The sequence below is a fragment of the Aliiglaciecola sp. CAU 1673 genome, assembly GCF_029223185.1.
Taxonomy (GTDB): domain Bacteria; phylum Pseudomonadota; class Gammaproteobacteria; order Enterobacterales; family Alteromonadaceae; genus Bowmanella.
Window position 1 is genome coordinate 41,767 of record NZ_JARHUG010000012.1, and the last position, 18,109, is coordinate 59,875.

Annotated in this window: 19 protein-coding genes; 9 read left to right on the forward strand and 10 right to left on the reverse strand. The window is 52.8% G+C overall.

Features of this window, described 5'->3' with window-relative positions; genetic code table 11:
• Positions 1–14: 14 nt before the first annotated feature.
• Together P2G88_RS12475 and P2G88_RS12480 are read left to right on the forward strand one after the other, a co-directional pair.
• Positions 15–1,385, forward strand: a complete 1,371-nt coding sequence (locus P2G88_RS12475; protein WP_275796444.1) for a sigma-54 dependent transcriptional regulator — start codon at positions 15–17, stop codon at positions 1,383–1,385.
• Positions 1,378–2,667 (forward strand): ATP-binding protein, encoded by a 1,290-nt coding sequence (locus tag P2G88_RS12480; protein WP_275796445.1) that lies wholly within the window; start codon positions 1,378–1,380, stop codon positions 2,665–2,667. Before P2G88_RS12475 ends, P2G88_RS12480 begins: the two co-directional genes overlap by 8 nt.
• Here P2G88_RS12480 and P2G88_RS12485 read toward each other — a convergent pair.
• From P2G88_RS12485 to ubiD, 3 genes are read right to left on the reverse strand one after another with little or no spacing between them, the layout of a single operon-like run.
• Complete coding sequence (locus P2G88_RS12485; RefSeq protein ID WP_275796446.1) at positions 2,664–3,299, reverse strand: DUF2569 domain-containing protein; 636 nt, start codon at positions 3,297–3,299, stop codon at positions 2,664–2,666. The genes P2G88_RS12480 and P2G88_RS12485 overlap by 4 nt on opposite strands.
• Positions 3,300–3,316: 17 nt before the next feature.
• On the reverse strand, positions 3,317–4,015 hold the full coding sequence (gene fre, locus P2G88_RS12490) for an NAD(P)H-flavin reductase (RefSeq protein ID WP_275796448.1): 699 nt from the start codon (positions 4,013–4,015) through the stop codon (positions 3,317–3,319).
• 5 nt (positions 4,016–4,020) lie between these two features.
• Positions 4,021–5,499 (reverse strand): 4-hydroxy-3-polyprenylbenzoate decarboxylase, encoded by a 1,479-nt coding sequence (gene ubiD / locus P2G88_RS12495; protein WP_275796450.1) that lies wholly within the window; start codon positions 5,497–5,499, stop codon positions 4,021–4,023.
• 47 nt (positions 5,500–5,546) lie between these two features.
• Between ubiD and P2G88_RS12500 the strand changes: the two genes are divergently transcribed.
• From P2G88_RS12500 to P2G88_RS12515, 4 genes are all read left to right on the forward strand, one after another.
• Entirely contained in the window at positions 5,547–6,020 is a 474-nt protein-coding gene (locus tag P2G88_RS12500) for a hypothetical protein (protein ID WP_275796453.1), read from the forward strand.
• A gap of 61 nt (positions 6,021–6,081) precedes the next feature.
• Positions 6,082–6,324: a TIGR02647 family protein gene (locus P2G88_RS12505; RefSeq protein WP_275796455.1), complete on the forward strand. Its 243-nt coding sequence runs from the start codon at positions 6,082–6,084 to the stop codon at positions 6,322–6,324.
• Positions 6,325–6,328: 4 nt separating this feature from the next.
• Positions 6,329–6,700 (forward strand): DUF2750 domain-containing protein, encoded by a 372-nt coding sequence (locus P2G88_RS12510; protein WP_275796457.1) that lies wholly within the window; start codon positions 6,329–6,331, stop codon positions 6,698–6,700.
• 79 nt (positions 6,701–6,779) lie between these two features.
• Positions 6,780–7,034 carry an accessory factor UbiK family protein gene (locus tag P2G88_RS12515; RefSeq protein ID WP_275796459.1) on the forward strand — a complete coding sequence of 85 codons (255 nt, stop codon included), beginning with the start codon at positions 6,780–6,782 and terminating at the stop codon, positions 7,032–7,034.
• A 14-nt stretch (positions 7,035–7,048) separates the two neighbouring features.
• Here the strand turns inward: P2G88_RS12515 and P2G88_RS12520 are convergent, their stop codons facing one another.
• Positions 7,049–8,056: a helix-turn-helix domain-containing protein gene (locus tag P2G88_RS12520; RefSeq protein WP_275796461.1), complete on the reverse strand. Its 1,008-nt coding sequence runs from the start codon at positions 8,054–8,056 to the stop codon at positions 7,049–7,051.
• Between the two features lie 96 nt (positions 8,057–8,152).
• On the opposite strand from P2G88_RS12520, the gene P2G88_RS12525 reads away from it, so the two are divergent.
• The gene (locus P2G88_RS12525) at positions 8,153–8,332 is read left to right on the forward strand and encodes a hypothetical protein (RefSeq protein WP_275796463.1); all 180 of its coding nucleotides are present in this window, start codon (positions 8,153–8,155) and stop codon (positions 8,330–8,332) included.
• Between the two features lie 242 nt (positions 8,333–8,574).
• Here P2G88_RS12525 and P2G88_RS12530 read toward each other — a convergent pair whose 3' ends face one another.
• The 6 genes from P2G88_RS12530 to ilvG are packed head-to-tail and all read right to left on the reverse strand — an operon-like array spanning position 8,575 to position 15,457.
• Complete coding sequence (locus P2G88_RS12530) at positions 8,575–9,144, reverse strand: DUF5655 domain-containing protein (RefSeq protein ID WP_275796465.1); 570 nt, start codon at positions 9,142–9,144, stop codon at positions 8,575–8,577.
• 14 nt (positions 9,145–9,158) lie between these two features.
• Positions 9,159–10,709 carry a threonine ammonia-lyase, biosynthetic gene (ilvA, locus tag P2G88_RS12535; protein WP_275796467.1) on the reverse strand — a complete coding sequence of 517 codons (1,551 nt, stop codon included), beginning with the start codon at positions 10,707–10,709 and terminating at the stop codon, positions 9,159–9,161.
• Positions 10,709–12,559 (reverse strand): dihydroxy-acid dehydratase, encoded by a 1,851-nt coding sequence (gene ilvD / locus P2G88_RS12540; protein WP_275796469.1) that lies wholly within the window; start codon positions 12,557–12,559, stop codon positions 10,709–10,711. The genes ilvA and ilvD overlap by 1 nt, the downstream gene beginning before the upstream one ends.
• A gap of 58 nt (positions 12,560–12,617) precedes the next feature.
• Complete coding sequence (locus P2G88_RS12545; RefSeq protein WP_275796471.1) at positions 12,618–13,547, reverse strand: branched-chain amino acid transaminase; 930 nt, start codon at positions 13,545–13,547, stop codon at positions 12,618–12,620.
• 12 nt (positions 13,548–13,559) lie between these two features.
• Positions 13,560–13,808 carry an acetolactate synthase 2 small subunit gene (ilvM, locus tag P2G88_RS12550; RefSeq protein WP_275796473.1) on the reverse strand — a complete coding sequence of 83 codons (249 nt, stop codon included), beginning with the start codon at positions 13,806–13,808 and terminating at the stop codon, positions 13,560–13,562.
• Positions 13,805–15,457 (reverse strand): acetolactate synthase 2 catalytic subunit, encoded by a 1,653-nt coding sequence (gene ilvG / locus P2G88_RS12555; RefSeq protein ID WP_275796641.1) that lies wholly within the window; start codon positions 15,455–15,457, stop codon positions 13,805–13,807. The genes ilvM and ilvG overlap by 4 nt, the downstream gene beginning before the upstream one ends.
• A 399-nt stretch (positions 15,458–15,856) precedes the next feature.
• Here ilvG and P2G88_RS12560 point away from each other — a divergent pair, with 399 nt between their 5' ends.
• Positions 15,857–16,474 (forward strand): trimeric intracellular cation channel family protein, encoded by a 618-nt coding sequence (locus P2G88_RS12560; RefSeq protein ID WP_275796475.1) that lies wholly within the window; start codon positions 15,857–15,859, stop codon positions 16,472–16,474.
• A 56-nt stretch (positions 16,475–16,530) separates the two neighbouring features.
• Positions 16,531–18,045: a YifB family Mg chelatase-like AAA ATPase gene (locus P2G88_RS12565; RefSeq protein ID WP_275796477.1), complete on the forward strand. Its 1,515-nt coding sequence runs from the start codon at positions 16,531–16,533 to the stop codon at positions 18,043–18,045.
• Positions 18,046–18,109: the final 64 nt, after the last annotated feature.

Consider the following 18,109-nt stretch of genomic DNA (forward strand, 5'->3'; position numbering starts at 1 on the left):
GGCCAAGATAAAAAATGAAGCAAAATATACTCATTGTTGATGATAAGGCCGATGTGCGTTTAAGCGCCGCCTTTCTGTTGGGCAATCATGGCTATCACTGTCTGGAGGCGGAATCGCCCACCCAGGCATTGGAATTACTCAAAAGCAACGACATTGCGCTGATCCTGCTTGATATGAATTACAGCCTGGATACGACCTCCGGCGAAGAAGGTCTGAGTTTCCTCCAACAATTGCACAAAGCTGCATTGGACATTCCGGTGGTGGCGATGACAGCCTGGTCCAGCGTAGAGTTGGCCGTGCAAGCCATGCAACTAGGCGCCGGCGACTTTGTTGAAAAGCCCTGGGACAATCAACGGTTGTTACAGGTGGTTAGGCAACAACTCAAGTTACAGGGGCTTGAACGCCAAAATCGCGGCTTGAAGCAGCACAATCAAGCATTGCAGAATCAATCTGAATTGATTTGGCAAAGCGATGCCATGGCCTGCCTGCATGAACAAATTGAGCGTCTGGCTAAAACCGATGCCACGTTATTGCTCACCGGCGAAAATGGCACCGGCAAGAGCAGTATCGCCCGTGCCATACACCAGCAATCTTTGCGTCGGGAGCAAAGTTTGGTGACGGTGAACATGGGCGCCATCCCCGAGCAGCTCTTTGAAAGTGAGATGTTCGGCCATACCAAAGGTGCGTTTACCGACGCCAGGGAAAATCGTATCGGCCGCTTCGAAATGGCCAAAGGCGGCACCCTATTTTTGGATGAAATTGCCAATATTCCCCTTAGTCAGCAAGCAAAACTACTCAGAGTCTTGGAGTCGGGAGAATTTGAGCCGGTGGGCTCAAGCCGCACCCAGCAGTGTGATATTCGCCTGATCAGCGCCAGCAATGGTGACTTTTCTGCCTTAATGCAACAAGGGCTGTTCCGTCCCGATCTCTATTACCGGCTGAATACCATTGAACTGAGGATCCCGGCATTGCGGGAACGGCCTGAGGACATCTTACCCCTGGCCCGCCATTTTGTTGCGCTACATGGCCATAAATATGCCCGCCCGGAGTTAAGCCTTGCGCCGGATGTGGAAAGCCCTTTGCAAGCCTACGCCTGGCCAGGGAATATACGCGAGCTCAGCCATATGATGGAAAGGGCCGTACTACTTTGCCGGGGCAGCAGAATTGAGGCTCAAGACTTGCAGTTGCGCGCTCAGGTGCAGAGTCCTCTGCACGGCGAAGCGCTGCCATTGATGCCTTTGGATGAAGCCGAGCAACAATTATTGCAGCAAGCCTTGAAACAGACCGGCGGCATGGCGAGGGAAGCCGCAGAATTGTTGGGGATCAGCAAGAGCGCCATCTATCGGCGTATGGAAAAATTCGGCATTAAGGCTAAAGATGCCTAGAAAACCGCGCCCCTCACTGGAAAGACAGCTGCAATGGACGGGTTTTGCACTGTTCACACTGGTCACCTTCCTGCTCTTATTCTGTCTGCATTCTACTGGCGCTTCTTTGCTACTGACATTAACCCTTTTGTTACTGGTATTGGCCCCGCTGGGAGTGTTCCTGGGGCGATTGTACCGGCAATTGCTGGATCCGTTTTACCGACTGACCTCGCAAGTTGAGGCCATTCGCCTGGAGGATTACAGCCTGAGGATGCGGGGGCATTACCGCAGAGGTATCGCCTCTGAGCTGGTCAGTGAAATCAATGGATTGTCTGAAGAGCTGCAGAAACGCAAGAGTCGCTATGACCAGCATGTGTTTCTTATCTACCGCCTGATAGAGCAATTGGACACACCAATCCTGGTGTTCGATCCCAAGCAGCGTCTTAGCCATGCCAATGCAGCCTTTTCTGTTTGGTTAAATCGCCCCTGGCAAAGTGTAAGAGGCATGGGCGCCCAGCAATTGGGATTAGTCCGGGAACAGGATGGATGGCGGTTTGCTGATACACAGCAGGGTAGGCGCTGGCAATTGCGTAAGAGCCATTTCCAGCAAACCGAAGGGGTGTTTGAACTATTGGTACTGACCAATATTGAAAAAGAACTCAACCAGGCCGAACAGCTTGCCTGGCGACGGCTTATTCGAGTGCTAAGCCATGAGATCCGCAACTCCCTGACTCCTATCAAGTCTCTGGCACAAAGCCTATCGATGATGCAGCAGGATGAAAGATCCAAGCAGGCGCTGGACGTCATCGTGAATCGTAGCCAATCCCTGCAAGACTTTGTTGACCGTTACGCCAGCCTGTCGAAAACGGCGACTCCCGAGCCCAGAGATATTGCGCTGTCGGAATTGGTCCCGCGGCTTCGGGCCCTTAATCCAGGCTTGGCACTGGAAACCTGTATCAACACAGAGATTCTATGGGCAGACCCCACATTGCTGGAGCAGGTGCTGATTAATCTGCTGAAAAATGCCGAAGAAGCCGGTGGCGAAAACCTCGCGGTGCGCCTGGAAGTGGATAGGGTGGCGGACGAACAACGCATACGCATCATTGACCAAGGCAGGGGTATCCAGAATCCGGACAACCTTTTCGTGCCTTTCTACACCACTAAGGAAAAGGGGCAGGGAATCGGCCTGGCTTTCTGTCGTCAAATTATTGAGCAACATGGCGGCACATTGCAGTTAACCAATAATCACGATGGTCCTGGCGCTTGCGCCGAAATCAGATTGCCTGCCAAACAGTTTGGCTAGTGCACAAAGGTCTTTTGGGCTCGCTCAGAGAAGAACATATAGGGCACCCAAACAAAACAGGCGACCAGTTGTGGAAGAAGTGTTTCTATGGGCAGTAGTGGTGGCAATCTGTCCAGAACATCTGCGAATACGTATTCGGTGGCTTTGGCGCTTAGCAGCGTGAACACTAAAGCAGAATAGGCCAAGACAGCATAAAGTCTGGGGAACAACTTTTTGCGCCAAAAGAACAAGTAGATCAGCAACAATGACAATAGCAGGATCAGTAAGTTAGCCGCCACCTCAGTCACAAAAAGAGGCCCATACAAGGGGCGGTAAGCAGGACTATCCGGATCGGTAAGATTGCGCCAAACGTCCACAGAAAACGCCTGAAGATATTCTTCGCTGGTCAGCGCCAGTAACAGTCGCACCGGTCCCACACAAATCCCGAATCCCACTAAAATCAGCCATCCACCTATGGACCATGGTCCGCCTTCTGCCTCAGGCTCGGGTGCTGGTTGAGCGTCCAGGTGTGAGCGTTTAGCCCACTCTGATTTCAGGCGCCTGTAATTTTCCGGATAGGCTTCTTTATCAATACTGCTGAGGGCTTGATACAACTCTTCAGGCGTGTAATTGCCGTAGTCGGGACTGTCCATGTCTGTACCTGCAAAAATTAAATAAATTCGTAAGCATCGCCGAACAGATTTTCCAGCAGCAGACCTTGCTGATGGAAGTCTTCGCGGGCGACACCGGCCATCTCGAAACGTCCGGCAATGTAGACTTCGTAAGGCTCCAGGCTGATAAAGTCCTCCATGACGGCTTTATGTACCCAGCCATTGCGGCCCTGCCAATCATGGTGGGGCTGATCCAATACTGGGATAAACTTAAACTTCTCATGCTTGGCCGCTAAGGCCACAAGCGCATCATGGGCATACATGTCGTCCAGGGTGCGGGTGCCCCAATAAAGGAACAACGGTTCTTTTAATGGGGATCTCAGCAGTTCCTGCAGGATACTCCAGGTGTAGGAGAATCCGGTACCGCCGGCTATAAGAATACGAGGTCTTGCACCGTTTTCGCGCAGATGTGCTTTGCCATGAGGACCATCTATGTTGATGAATGGTTGCTGGCGCAGCTTCTCAATGACTTGCATGGTCCAGGGGTTGTTCTCGGCGGCGCCAATATGCAGTTCCAGCAGCTCATCTTCGCCTGGGGCGCTGGCGATAGAGAAAGGGCGTTTGTCTTTATCGCCCATAATTACCCGCAGATATTGCCCCGCTTTAAAAGGCAATGGCTGAGGTAGTGCCAACACAATACGGTACACATTGGCGGTAAGGGGTGTGATGCTGTGTACTTTGGCTTGAATCTCTGTCATCTCGTTTAATCTTTATTGGCAACCAGGCCGAGGTCATCCCACAGGCCGTCGATTTTATCTTTAATGTCCTGGCGCATGGTAATGGGTATTCCCCATTCCCTGTCGGTTTCACCTGGCCATTTATTGGTGGCATCCATCCCCATCTTGGAGCCCAAGCCGGAAACCGGCGAGGCAAAATCCAGATAGTCGATGGGGGTATTTTCAATCATGGTGGTGTCGCGCGCTGGGTCCATTCTGGTGGTGATGGCCCAGATCACGTCGTTCCAGTCACGTGCGTTCACATCATCGTCGCAAACAATCACAAACTTGGTGTACATAAACTGGCGCAGGAATGACCACACCCCCATCATCACCCGTTTGGCATGACCAGGATATTGCTTTTTCATAGTGACCACGGCCATACGGTAGGAACAGCCCTCTGGCGGCAAATAAAAATCCACAATTTCGGGAAATTGCTTTTGCAAAATGGGCACAAAAACTTCATTCAGGGCGACGCCCAAAATAGCCGGCTCATCGGGTGGCCTACCCGTGTAAGTCGAATGGTAGATCGGGTCCTTACGATGGGTCAGATGGGTCACGGTAAAGACCGGAAAATCATCTACTTCGTTGTAATAGCCGGTGTGATCACCATAAGGGCCCTCCGGTGCCATTTCACCTGGTTCGATATAGCCTTCCAGAATGATTTCCGCGCTGGCCGGGACCTGCAAATCGTTGCTGATACATTTAACCACTTCGGTTTTATCACCGCGCAGCAATCCCGCGAAGGCATATTCCGAGAGGGTATCGGGGACAGGCGTAACGGCGCCCAAAATGGTGGCCGGATCGGCGCCTAAGGCTACCGCCACCGGGAATTTTTCGCCTGGATGCGCTTCACACCATTCACGAAAATCCAGTGCACCGCCGCGATGAGACAACCAACGCATAATAAGTTTATTGGGGCCCAGCAGTTGCTGGCGATAGATACCCAGATTCTGGCGTTTTTTATGGGGACCGCGGGTCACCGTCAGACCCCAGGTGATTAGCGGTGCAGCATCGCCAGGCCAACAGGTTTGAATAGGCAGGCGTGTCAAATCCACCTGCTCGCCACTGAGTATCACTTGTTGGCAGGGGGCTTTGCTAACCTCTTTGGCCGGCATATTCAGCACTTGCTTGAAGACGGGGAGTTTATCCCACAAGTCCTTAAAGCCTTTTGGCGGCTCGGGCTCTTTTAAGTAAGCGAGCAGCTTGCCTACTTCGCGTAGGGCTTCCACCGATTCTTGTCCCATACCCATGGCCACCCTTTTGGGCGTGCCAAAAAGATTGGCCAGAACGGGAATATCGAAGCCCTTTGGATTTTCAAATAAGATGGCGGGACCACCGGCACGCAGGGTGCGATCGGCGATTTCCGTCATCTCCAGTACCGGATCGATTTCGATACTGACGCGCTTAAGCTCGCCCTGTTTTTCGAGCTGCCCGATAAAGTCCCGTAAGTCTTTGTATTTCATGTGTTTGAGTTATATTTTTAAACAAAGCCATTATAACCGAGAAGCGAATGAGAATCTTGTTAACCCTCGCAGCCCTTTTTAGTCCGTTGGTACACAGTGCTTGTGAAGGCCCGGAATATGACCAGTTCGATTTTTGGTTAGGCAGTTGGCAAGTAACGGCCAAGGGTACGCTAGCCGGTACTAATGAGATCAGCGCCGATCTGGATAACTGTGTGCTCAGGGAACATTATCGCACCGAGAGTGGCTTTGAAGGGCGCAGTCTGAATATCTACGATAAAAGTCGCGACCTCTGGCATCAGACCTGGGTGGATAATCAAGGACAGTTGTTACAATTAGAAGGTCGCCTGGAAGGCGGTGTCATGGTACTACAGGGACCGGGCCTCTCAGCCAAGGGTGAAAAACACTTGCACCGTATTCGCTGGACGCCCAATATGGACGGAACGGTGCGTCAGCATTGGCAGGTCAGCAAAGACGATGGCGAGACCTGGACTGATGTCTTCGACGGCATGTACCGAAAATAAGAGCCCTGATTGCCGTGAGGCAGTCTTAAGGGCTTCCAAAGGTTATACATAGGAGTATGCCATGGCCTTCGATTCTTCCCTCGTTGCGGAACTCAATCTGCTACTCAAGTTTCCCCATGACAGCCTGACCCAAGGTCTCAAAATCCATCATGACGCCGATCCGCAAGTGGTGGACGCGGCTAAACGGCTTTTTGATAAGGGGATTATTAATCGTATAGACGGTGGTTATCTAACCGATCTCGGTCATGATTTGGCCGAGCACGCACAAATACTGGTTTCTGCTCTCAACGCCAAAAAGGAGTGATCCCATGAACGCTGAACTCACCCTGGATATGAAGCAATCGGTGCTGTCCCAGACCCCGGAGCAACGGGTCGGCTATTTCAACAAACTGATACAGGAGAAGAAGACCGTTTGGACACTGGTGGATGATCATGGCGCGATGATGATGACCGCCGAAGATGAAGACTGCATTCCGGTGTGGCCGGCCAGTGAATTTGTGCAGGATTGGATTGAGGGCGAATGGGCCCATTGCCGTCCGCATGCCATCAGCCTTAAGGATTGGCAAGACAAATGGTTGCCGGGTCTGGAGGATGATGAAATCCAGGTGGTAGTTTTCCCGGTACCCGGTGAAGACGGATTGGTGCTGGAGCCTTGGGAATTGGCGGAGCGCCTGCATTAATTCCTGTTGATGTGGGGCTTGATTCCTTCAAGCCCCATAATTGATATACTCGCCTAAAGAGATCCCCACAGGAAAGAACATGTTAGATCCCAAGAAACTGGAAGAAATTGCCAAGCATATTTCCGATGCCATTCCCCCTGGCGTAAAGCAAGTAGCAGAAGGGGCGGAAGCCAAGGTTAAGCAGGTATTGCAGGCACAGCTAAGCAAGCTGGACTTTGTTAGCCGTGAAGAATTTGATGTACAAACTCAGGTGCTGATCCGCACCCGTGAAAAGCTCACCGCCATGGAAGAGCGCCTGGCTAAGCTTGAACAGGAACTGAGCGAGCGCGAATAACCAATACTTGGTATCTAAGCACTTAACGCCGGCAGGTAGCTAAAGCGCTGCCGGTAAGCCTTAGGCGTCAACTGGGTTTGGGCTACAAAGAGCTTTCTGAATGACGCCGGATCACCATACCCCACTTTCTCTACAATACGTTCAACCGGCATATCGGTTCCAGCCAGCAGGTTCTTCGCCTGTTCCACCCGCACTTGTTGCAAATAGGCCAGTGGCGTTTCCCCGGTGGCGGCCTTAAAGCGCCGAATTAAGGTGCGCTTGGTGACGGCAAATTTGTCACACAGGGCATCCAGGCTGACCTGCTCGGCATAGTTGGCCAGCATCCAGTCCTGCACCTGCTCGATAAGGCTATCCCGATGACGGATAACCAGGGTCGGGTCCATAAAGGTTTGTTGCGACAGACGCTGTCGGTCCAGCAGCATTAATTTGCCCAGGCCATTAGCAAACTGCACGCCGATTAGCTCCTCCAGCAATTTCAGACAGACATTGGGAAAGGAGGTGGTGGCGCCGCCGGTTATCACCCTGTTGCTTGTGACCACAATTTCATCCATACGCAGATGCACTTTCGGGTAACGTTCGCTAAAAATATCCTTCATCCACCAACAACTGGTGGCTTGCTCATTGTCCAGCACCCCGGCTTCACCCAATGAAAAGGTGCCAGTGCAATGACTGACCAACCAAGTACCTCTGGCTTTGGCTTCACGAAGCGTTGATAGGGCGGGCTGAAGTTCGGTCAGATATTCTCTAAAGCCACCTTTATCGTAGGTGTAGGCGGCAACAGAGATCAGTGCATCGGCATCCTTAAGTGCCGACAAGTCCTGACAAGGCAACACAAAGCCGTTCGAGCACTGAATGTTACCGCCGCCGGCTTTATATACAGCTGTCTCAAAGGGAACCTGTTGCTCCAGCGGGTGCAAATAGCGCCAGAATGAATTGGCGAAGGCGAAGAAGTCCACCGCCGCCATCAAGGTGGAGCCCATGGCGTTATCTGTGGCCAGGATGGCAATCTTTTTCGGTGTCATGATGTCACTATTGGCACTTTTTTTATCATTATTGCCACTAACCGTCAGATTTGCAAGAGACTACAATTTCCCCAGGTTGAACGTGGAGGATAAATCATGAGTCACCTGATTAAACATTGGTTAGTGGTAGCCCTGATGCTGGGCAGTTGGTTATTGACCTTTTGGATCCAATGGCAGACTGAGATGCCGATGAGTATGCATGTGATCGGTGTGCCGCTGTTGATGCTGATGGTGGCAGGACTGGCCGGACTGGCGCTCGAGGAAGAAGATCATTAAGCGTATACCAAGTCCATTAATGATGTGATCACTCAGCGAGAGGCAAAATGTTCCTTGGCAAGGCAGAGGCCAGCAGGTTTAGTGGGGCTAAATCAAGGGCCTCTAACACAGCCAAGGGGGCATTTTGGCCTCGCCCGCAGGGAGCGCCATGGATGGCGTGAAGTAGAACAACGCAGGAGCAGTTGCAGATATAAGCCCTTCTGACCTGCTCTGAGTTAACCAGATCATTATTGGACTTGGTATTAGCCCGCTTCATCGTAAGCGTCTTTGAGCCACTGAAGCACTTGTTGGTCTATTTGCTCAGGGCTGGTCAACTGAACGCGGTGGGTGCACATGGTGCCAAAAGGGCCTGAGGTCTCTAAACGTCCGCTATGGGGCCGGTTATTAAACTTAAGTCCCAGGTCGATACGGGTCTTGGTGGAAGGTTGTACCAAGGCAAACTGGCGTTTGCGGCGAAAACTGACTGCTGCCTTTTTGGGCGCTACCTCAATATCGCTGCCCAGTTTCAGGATTTCATCACGAAGTTTGTCGAAAATAGGCAGCAGGCTCTCTTTGCCCTTGTACTGGGCACTCAGTAAGTCCTCTTCAGAGTGCGATGCGGCGTCTGCTTCGCGGAACTTGAGGGCAATAAAGTTGGCATAGCCATGGGTCAGGCCACAGTCTCCCTTGAGAAACGCCATAATCTCGCCATGTTTGGCAAAGCCCTTGGGCGCTAACAGGGCTTTCCATTCATCCAATGTTTTTCCGGTTTTCTCTTTCAGGCCCTCTTCCATCTCGATGCTCACCTTGTTGTGGTTAGGCAAGTAAAGCACAGTTTTTCAAAACGCTACTTTTCAATCCCATTTAATTCTGACAAAAAGAAGCGGTAAGCCGGATTGGTCGTTTGCTCCTCAAAGTGGTAGCCGAGCTGTGCCACATGGCTGTCAAACTCCGCCCTGGTATCGGCAGGAATATCAAAGCCCGCCAATACCAGTCCTTCTGCGGCACCATGGTTGCGGTAATGGAATAAGGTGATGTTCCAGCGCTCACCCAGGGTATTAAGAAACTTCATCAAGGCGCCCGGATACTCGGGAAACTCGAAGGAAAATACATGTTCATTGAGCAGACTAGGCGGCCTGCCACCCACCATGTAACGCACATGCAGCTTGGCCATTTCATTGTCTGACAGATCAAACAGATCGTAGCCTTCGCTGCGCAGGACTTTTTCTATCTGCTCAAATTCGGCGCGGCCCTGGCGTAGCTTCAGGCCTACAAAAATATGGGCCTCGTCATCACTGGCGTAGCGATAATTAAATTCGGTAATGGCACGTCCGCCGAGTAGTCCGCAGAAATGCCTGAAGGCCCCCCGGCGCTCGGGAATACGTACCGCAAACACTGCCTCTTTTTGCTCTCCCAGTTCGCAGCGCTCTGACACATAACGCAGCGTATGAAAGTTAATATTGGCACCGCAAAGAATACCGCCCAGTTGCTGACCTTTAAGATTATGGCGCTGAACATACTTACGAATGCCCGCTACCGATAGGGCGCCTGCTGGTTCGGCAATGACCCGGGTATCATCGAAAATATCCTTAATGGCGGCGCAGATCTCATCGCTGGAGACAGTGATCACTTCATCCACATATTGCTGACAGAGGCGAAAAGTTTCTATACCAATCAGTTTGACCGCCACCCCATCGGCGAAGATACCGACACTGGGCAATTCCACCGGCTTACCGGCTGCCATGGCTGCTTGTAAGCAGGCAGACTCTTCCGATTCCACCGCTACAATGCGTAAATCCGGCTTAAGTTGCTTAAGATAGACGGCAATACCGGCGGCCAATCCGCCACCGCCAACCGCAATAAACAGGGTTTCCAGGTTGGGATTTTGTTCCAGCAATTCGCGGCCAATGGTGCCTTGTCCGGCAATCACATCGGGATCATCGAAGGGGGGGATATAGGCATAGCCATGCTCGGCGGCTAATTCCTTGGCCTTGGCGTTGGCGGCATCGAAACTGGTACCGTGCAGGATCACCTCCACCTGCTTGCCGCCAAAGCTGCGCACTGCATCCACTTTAATATCCGGGGTGGTTTCCGGCATCACAATCACGGCTTTGATTTCTTTGATGCGCGCCGAGTAGGCCACGCCTTGGGCATGGTTACCGGCAGAGGCGGCAATCACGCCTGCGGCTTTTTGTGCATCGGTAAGCTGGCAAAGGCGGTTGTAGGCGCCGCGCAATTTAAAAGATTTTACCGGCTGCTGGTCTTCGCGTTTCAGCCAGATATCGTTACCAAGAGAAGCGGAGAGTTTATTCAGATGCACCAGATCGCTCTTCACCGCCACATCATAGACGGGTGAAAGCAGGATCTTTCTGAGGTAGTCGGTATCGGAGAGGGCCATTAATAGCCCTCCAGCAAGGATTTATCCCTCACCGCGCCCTTGTCGGCGCTGGTGGCCAGCATGGCGTAAGTTTTCAGGGCCAGAGATACCTGGCGCTCACGGTTTTCCGGTTGCCAGGGTTTGTCACGCATCTGCATGGCGGCGCGCCGTTCATCCAATTCCACATCAGACACCAATAACTCAATACGACGGTTGGGAATATCGATGGCGATAGGATCACCTGGTTGCACTAAGGCGATATTGCCACCACCTGCTGCCTCTGGTGACACATGGCCGATGGACAATCCTGAAGTACCGCCAGAGAATCGTCCGTCGGTGACCAGGGCACAGGCTTTACCCAGGCCTTTGGATTTTAAGTAGGAAGTGGGATAGAGCATTTCCTGCATACCCGGACCGCCTTTGGGACCCTCATAGCGGATAATGACCACTTCCCCGCTTTGCACTTCGTCATTAAGGATACCGGCGACTGCCGCATCCTGACTCTCAAAAATTCGCGCCGGGCCCTCAAAGCGCAGGTTGGACTCATCCACCCCGGCAGTTTTGACGATACAGCCGTTGGGTGCCAGGTTACCGAACAGCACTGCCAAGCCGCCCTCAAGGCTAAAGGCATGCTGCATATTACGGATACAGCCGCCCTCACGGTCGGTGTCCAACTCGGGATAGCGACAACTCTGACTGAAAGCCTGTGTGGTGCGAATACCGGCAGGACCTGCGCGATAGAACATGCGTGCGGTTTCATTGGCTTCGTCCACCACATCCCAATTGCCAATCACCTTTTCCATGGATTGACCCAGAACGTGTCCGGCCTCGGCATTTAATAGTCCACCGCGGTGCAACTCGGCCAGGATGCCCATCACGCCACCGGCGCGATGCACATCTTCCATATGGTATTTCTGGGTCGCCGGCGCCACTTTGCAAAGATGGGGTACTTTGCGCGACAAGCGGTCGATATCAGCCATGCTGAAATCCACCTCCGCCTCTTGGGCGGCCGCTAACAGATGCAAAATGGTATTGGTCGAGCCGCCCATGGCGATATCCAGGCTCATGGCATTTTCAAAGGCCTGGAAGTTGGCGATATTGCGCGGTAGTGCCGACTCGTCATTGTCGCGGTAGTAACGCTGGCATAACTCCACCACCAGTTCTCCGGCTTTTAAGAAAAGCTGCTTACGGTCGGCATGGGTGGCCAGCATCGAGCCGTTACCTGGCAGTGATAAACCCAACGCCTCGGTCAGGCAGTTCATGGAGTTGGCGGTAAACATGCCGGAGCAAGAGCCACAGGTAGGGCAGGCGGAACGCTCGATTTCTTCGCTGTCTTTATCGGAAACTTTTGGATCGGCTGCCGCCACCATGGCATCCACCAGATCCAGGGCGATAATCTGATCAGAGAGCTTGGTTTTACCCGCCTCCATTGGTCCACCGGAAACGAATACCACAGGGATATTCAGGCGCAGAGCTGCCATCAGCATGCCGGGGGTGATCTTGTCACAGTTGGAAATGCATACCAGCGCATCGGCACAGTGGGCATTGACCATGTACTCCACCGAGTCGGCGATCAGCTCGCGCGAGGGCAGGCTATAGAGCATGCCGCCATGGCCCATGGCAATGCCGTCATCCACGGCGATGGTATTAAATTCCTTGGCCACGCCACCGGCTTTTTCGATGCTACGGGCGACCAATTGACCCATATCCTTGAGGTGCACATGGCCGGGCACAAACTGGGTGAAAGAGTTGGCCACGGCAATAATGGGCTTACCAAAATCCGCATCGGTCATACCGGTAGCGCGCCATAGCGCACGAGCACCGGCCATATTGCGCCCCTGAGTGGTGGTGGCTGAACGTAACTTTGGCATAGGACTTCCTTAATTCTTGCAATAATCTTTAATAGCAGGCCTTGTGTGGGCTGCCTGGTTATTCGACTGGTGTTAACCAGCCCCATTTGTCTTCGGTGCTGCCGTTAAACAGCCCGAAGAACTTCTCTTGTACTTTCTCGGTGATGGGGCCGCGGCCACCATTACCCACTTTGATACCATCCACACTGCGCACCGGGGTAACTTCGGCGGCGGTGCCGCACATCAGGATCTCATCGGCCAGATACAGGGTTTCACGGGGAATATTTTCCTCCCGGACTTCATAGCCTAGCTCTTTCAGCAAGGTAATGACCGTATCGCGGGTGATGCCCGGCAAAATGGCGGCGGTGCGAGGAGGTGTGGACACCTTGCCGTCACGGAAAATAAACAGGTTTTCGCCCGCCCCTTCGCTCAAATAGCCGTTGATATCCAGGGCAATACCTTCCTGGTAGCCGTGCCGACGGGCTTCCATAGAAATCAGTTGGGATGAAAGATAGTTTCCACCGGCTTTGGCGCCGGTAGGCATGGTATTGGCAGCCAAGCGATTCCAGGAAGTCACGCCAGCATCAACACCATTTTTCAGGCCTTCCTCGCCCAAGTAAGCTCCCCATTCGAAGGCCGCGACTACTAATTCTGTCTCCTGACCAAATGGGATCTGCAAACCCATACCAATATCGCCATAAAAAGCGATAGGTCGGATATAGGCAGATTTCAGCTTGTTTTGACGCACAATATCTTTACAGGCTTGGTTAATTTGCTCTGCCGTATAAGGGATGGTCATGCGATATATTTTGGCCGAATCCAACAGGCGCCGGGTGTGATCTTGCAGGCGAAAAATGCAGGTGCCTTTATCCGGTGTATGGTAGGCGCGAACGCCCTCGAATACCGAGGAGCCATAGTGAATGGCGTGGGTCATGACATGCACTTTGGCGTCCTGCCAGGGCATGATATCGCCGTTAAACCAAATAAATTCAGCTGTTTTCTTTGCCATAAATATTCCTTTCTATGCCGTTTTGCCAACCGGTTGTGCGCTGGCAATTTCCAGTGATGATAAATCATACAGTTTACGCAACTGGCCCGTCAGTATATGAATGGGTTGTTGTCCACTCACGTCCATGGTCACTGACAGTCCCTTAGGACCTTGCTGCATACGCAATTGATGAATACAAAAACCACGGTAACGGGTGGTTTGCAGCACCCTCTCCATTACCGCAGGTTGATCTTGTAATGACAGCATTAATTGATAGTTCATTGAGGTTGCTCCCACATTTGATGGTTGGCGGTATTGGGTGGCACGATAGGCCAGACGTTGGCGTTAGCGTCGAGCCTGACATGCAAAAGATAAGGCCCCTGATGAGCCAGCATACGGGCTACTGCTTCCTGCACCTGACTTGGTTCACTGATTTCCTCGGCGGCAATATCAAAAGCCTGGGCCAGGCGGCTGAAGGGCGGATTGTCGGACAAATCCGTTTCGCTGTAGCGTTCTTGATGGAATAGCTCCTGCCACTGTTTCACCATGCCCAAACGCTGGTTATCCAGCACCAGAATCTTCACCGGCAGGCCATAGCGACGCAGGGTGGCCAGTTCCTGCACATTCATCATAAATGAGCCATCACCACATACGGCGATAACCGCTTTGTCGGGATGGGCCACTTGTGCACCAATAGCTGCGGGCAGGCCAAATCCCATGGTGCCCAGGCCGCCGCTACTTAAATGTCGGGTAGGATCGGCAAATGTCATATGCTGGGCCACCCACATCTGATGTTGGCCCACATCGCAGCTAACAATGGCTTCTCGCTTAGTCTGCTCACTTAAATAGTGAAGCAGAGTGGGAGCATGAATATTCTCTGCGTCATCAGCTTGCGAATAGTTATAGGCTTTTGCTGCCTTACGTTGGGCTATATGGTGACACCAAGCTGCTGAGGCCGGCCCTTGTAATTGCGGCAGGATCGCTTGCAAATCCCCCAAAATTGCCACATCGGCCTGGCGGCGCTTGTGGATTTCGGCCGGATCAATGTCCAGATGCAGCAGTTTGGCGTGGGGCGCAAATTCATCCAGTTTGCCGGTTACCCTATCGTCCAAACGTGCGCCGATGGCAATGAGTAGATCGCATTCCTGCACGGCCAGATTGGCCGCGGGTAGTCCATGCATGCCCAACATGCCCAGATACAAAGGATGATCGGCATCGGCGGCACCCAGGCCTTTGAGGGTCGATACCGTGGGTAAACTGTTGGTGGTGATAAAGTCCCGCAATTGCGGCACGGCCTCTGCCATGCCAACACCACCACCTACATAGGCGAGCGGGCGTTTGGCCTGTGCCAGCAATTGATTGGCTTTGGCGATAAGGTCCGCATCAGCTGAGGTCGTTGTGTTCGGTTGTACGGGTTTCAGGGCCGGGAAACTCACTTCTGATAACAGGATATCCTTTGGAATATCCACCAGTACCGGCCCGGGGCGACCATCCTGAGCAATGAAAAAAGCGCGTTCCAGACTCGGCAGTAAATCTTTGCCATCCAGCACCTGCATACTGTGTTTGCTGATGGACAGCGACAATCCCAGTACATCCACTTCCTGGAAGGCATCGGTACCCATGGCCGGGCGCGCCACCTGGCCGGTGATCACCACTAACGGTACTGAGTCCAGCTTGGCGTCGGCCAGACTGGTCAGCAGATTAGTGGCGCCCGGACCCGAGGTGGCGACGCATACCCCCACGCTATTGGTTGAGCGGGCCTGGCCGATGGCCGCAAAGGCAGCGCCTTGTTCATGGCGGCACAGGTAGTGACGGATGGGCGAATCCAGCAATGCATCATACAAGGGCATAATGGCTCCGCCCGGGTAACCGAACACCGCTTCAATGCCCTGATGGCCGAGAAATTTAAGGATTGCCTGTGCACCTGTCATTTTATTGCTCATTTTCAACTGTTCCGGCTGTCATCATTTTTTACCGGCCCAGAAACGAAAAAACCCCCGGACTTTCGTGCGGGGGTTTTTTGAAGCTGGGCTACTTTAGGCCAAGGGCTTCCCCCGCGGAGATGGAATAATCACCACGACAATCACTGCCACATTGAGGGCAACAGTAAGAAGAAGCTTGGCTAGGAAATTCATGTTAAGCAGTTTGCTCATCAAGGGGGATAGCGAAAGGTTTGTCCTATTCTTCTATCCGGAATACGTCACTATTTTTACAAATAGCACGGCATTTCATCTTCAGGCAAGGGTTTATTGCGGCTTTTTTTCTAAAGCGTTGTTTTTGTTTTCCGAGTAATGGATTATCCCCCTGAATTTTAAAGAAATGGGTTGGTTATGGGGCAGTGGTTGCATTGGATCGATTTACTCGGCGTCGCCGTCTTTGCGGTGTCCGGGACGTTAATGGCCTATCGCAAACATATGGACGGCTTCGGTGTGGTGGTGTTGGCCTCTGTAACGGCCATCGGCGGCGGTACTCTGCGCGATATGATCCTCGACTTACCGGTGTTCTGGGTGCAAGAACCGGATTTTTTGTATGCCATTATGGCTGCTGCCCTGGCGACTATTTTATGGTTACGGGCCCGGGAAACCTTTCCTCTTCAAGTGCTGCTGGTGGCCGACGCCTTTGGTTTGGCCTTTTTTAATGTAATGGGTCTGCAAAAGGCCCTGAATTATGGTGCCGGTCCTTTTATTGCGATAGTGATGGGAGTGATGACTGGGGTCTTTGGCGGCCTTATCCGTGATGTGATCTGCCGGGAAATCCCGTTAGTACTGAAGGGAGAGCTTTACGCCACCACCTGCATTATCGGTGGTGTGTTGTATGTATTGGCCATTGAGCTTGGGATGAATTTGCTGACGGCTATGTTATTGGGGATGGTGGCGACCTTACTGGTGCGCCTGGGCGCCATTCGCTGGCACTGGCAGCTACCGGTTTTTGGGCCGCACCCGGATTAGCCGAAACCCACACCCTTGGCTAGGCTTAATCCAATGCAACTGCAATGGAAGCAAGCATGGCTCTGTCAGTGGTACATACCCGTGCCAGCCTTGGCATCGACACGCCGGCTATTCAGGTTGAGGTGCATCTTTCGCCTGGTCTGCCGGCCTTTCATATCGTCGGACTGCCCGAAGCCTCGGTGCGTGAGGCACGTGACCGGGTACGTAGCGCATTGATCAATTCTGGTTTTGAGTTTCCTGCCCGGCGCATCACCGTTAACTTGGCGCCAGCGGATCTGCCCAAAGAAGGTGGCCGTTTCGATTTGGCCATTGCCATCGGTATTGTCGCTGCTGCCGGTCAAATCAAAGCCGATTGGCTGGAGGATGTTGAGCTCACCGGTGAACTGGCCCTATCGGGCGAACTTCGACCTATTCGCGGTGCGCTGCCTTTTGCCCATGCCTGCTATAAAGACGGGCGAACCTTGATATTGCCGCTGCAAAATGCTGAAGAAGCAGCACTTATTGGCGGATTAAAGCTTTATGCTGCCACCCGCTTACTGGAGGTGTTTCAGCACTTAAATGGTCAGCAAACACTGCCGTTATTTACTGCAGAAAAACCCCCGGAGCCCTCCCCAGAGCAGCCGGATCTGAAAGACGTGACTGGTCAGCAAACCGCGAAGCGGGCGCTGGAAATTGCCGCTGCAGGCGGACATCACATCCTATTTGCCGGACCTCCCGGTACCGGTAAAACCATGCTGGCCAGTCGTTTAGCCGGGATCTTGCCGCCCATGAGCGAAGAAGAATCCTTGCAGACTGCGTCCTTACACTCCATCGCCGGTCACGGACTGGAACCGCAACATTGGCGCTGTCGGCCATTTCGCCATCCACACCACACAGCCTCTGCCATTGCCCTGGTGGGTGGTGGCAGTCCGCCCAAGCCGGGAGAAGTCTCTTTGGCGCATAATGGCGTGTTGTTTTTGGATGAACTGCCCGAGTTCGACAGACGGGTATTGGATGTACTCCGAGAGCCATTGGAGTCCGGCTCCGTATCTATTTCCCGGGCCGCCCATCAAGCCCTTTTCCCCGCTGCTTTTCAGTTAGTGGCGGCAATGAATCCCAGCCCCACCGGCAGCATTGATGATGGCCGCAGTACCTGTGAGCAGATCCTCAAATATCTTAATCGACTGTCCGGCCCCTTTTTGGACAGAATCGATCTTCAGGTGGAAGTGCCCAGACAATCGATCACCCATCATTCTGATGCTGCGCAGCCTTCAGAGTCCAGTAACACAGTGCGTAAGCGGGTGCTGTTGGCCAGAGACCGGCAGTTACAGCGGCAACAAAAAACCAATGCCCAATTGGCCGGTTCCGAAGTGGATAAACACTGTCCATTGGATAATGAAGACAGGCTTTTCCTGCAACAGGCTTGCGAAAAACTGGGGTTATCCATGCGTAGCTACCACCGAATTCTTAAAGTGGCGCGCACTATTGCCGATTTAGACAAGCAGACCCGTGTTGACCGAAACGCGCTCGCAGAAGCCTTGCAGTATAGGGCTTTTGATCGCCTATTGAGCCAATTCGCGCGGCCATTGTAGGTTCAAAGTGCTAACTAAAAAGCGCGATAAAATCCGCGCTTGTAAGGACATTGCCTCTGGTTTG

Excerpts from the sequence above, each read along its gene's own strand:
- ilvM (WP_275796473.1), bottom strand. The coding sequence starts at position 13,808 with ATGAACTATCAATTAATGCTGTCATTACAAGATCAACCTGCGGTAATG.
- P2G88_RS12525 (WP_275796463.1), top strand. The coding sequence starts at position 8,153 with ATGAGTCACCTGATTAAACATTGGTTAGTGGTAGCCCTGATGCTGGGC.
- P2G88_RS12485 (WP_275796446.1), bottom strand. The coding sequence starts at position 3,299 with ATGGACAGTCCCGACTACGGCAATTACACGCCTGAAGAGTTGTATCAA.
- P2G88_RS12505 (WP_275796455.1), top strand. The coding sequence starts at position 6,082 with ATGGCCTTCGATTCTTCCCTCGTTGCGGAACTCAATCTGCTACTCAAG.
- ilvG (WP_275796641.1), bottom strand. The coding sequence starts at position 15,457 with ATGACAGGTGCACAGGCAATCCTTAAATTTCTCGGCCATCAGGGCATT.
- ubiD (WP_275796450.1), bottom strand. The coding sequence starts at position 5,499 with ATGAAATACAAAGACTTACGGGACTTTATCGGGCAGCTCGAAAAACAG.
- P2G88_RS12515 (WP_275796459.1), top strand. The coding sequence starts at position 6,780 with ATGTTAGATCCCAAGAAACTGGAAGAAATTGCCAAGCATATTTCCGAT.
- P2G88_RS12545 (WP_275796471.1), bottom strand. The coding sequence starts at position 13,547 with ATGGCAAAGAAAACAGCTGAATTTATTTGGTTTAACGGCGATATCATG.
- fre (WP_275796448.1), bottom strand. The coding sequence starts at position 4,015 with ATGACAGAGATTCAAGCCAAAGTACACAGCATCACACCCCTTACCGCC.
- ilvA (WP_275796467.1), bottom strand. The coding sequence starts at position 10,709 with ATGGCCCTCTCCGATACCGACTACCTCAGAAAGATCCTGCTTTCACCC.
- P2G88_RS12560 (WP_275796475.1), top strand. The coding sequence starts at position 15,857 with ATGGGGCAGTGGTTGCATTGGATCGATTTACTCGGCGTCGCCGTCTTT.
- P2G88_RS12565 (WP_275796477.1), top strand. The coding sequence starts at position 16,531 with ATGGCTCTGTCAGTGGTACATACCCGTGCCAGCCTTGGCATCGACACG.
- P2G88_RS12510 (WP_275796457.1), top strand. The coding sequence starts at position 6,329 with ATGAACGCTGAACTCACCCTGGATATGAAGCAATCGGTGCTGTCCCAG.
- P2G88_RS12475 (WP_275796444.1), top strand. The coding sequence starts at position 15 with ATGAAGCAAAATATACTCATTGTTGATGATAAGGCCGATGTGCGTTTA.
- P2G88_RS12520 (WP_275796461.1), bottom strand. The coding sequence starts at position 8,056 with ATGACACCGAAAAAGATTGCCATCCTGGCCACAGATAACGCCATGGGC.
- P2G88_RS12500 (WP_275796453.1), top strand. The coding sequence starts at position 5,547 with ATGAGAATCTTGTTAACCCTCGCAGCCCTTTTTAGTCCGTTGGTACAC.
- P2G88_RS12480 (WP_275796445.1), top strand. The coding sequence starts at position 1,378 with ATGCCTAGAAAACCGCGCCCCTCACTGGAAAGACAGCTGCAATGGACG.
- ilvD (WP_275796469.1), bottom strand. The coding sequence starts at position 12,559 with ATGCCAAAGTTACGTTCAGCCACCACCACTCAGGGGCGCAATATGGCC.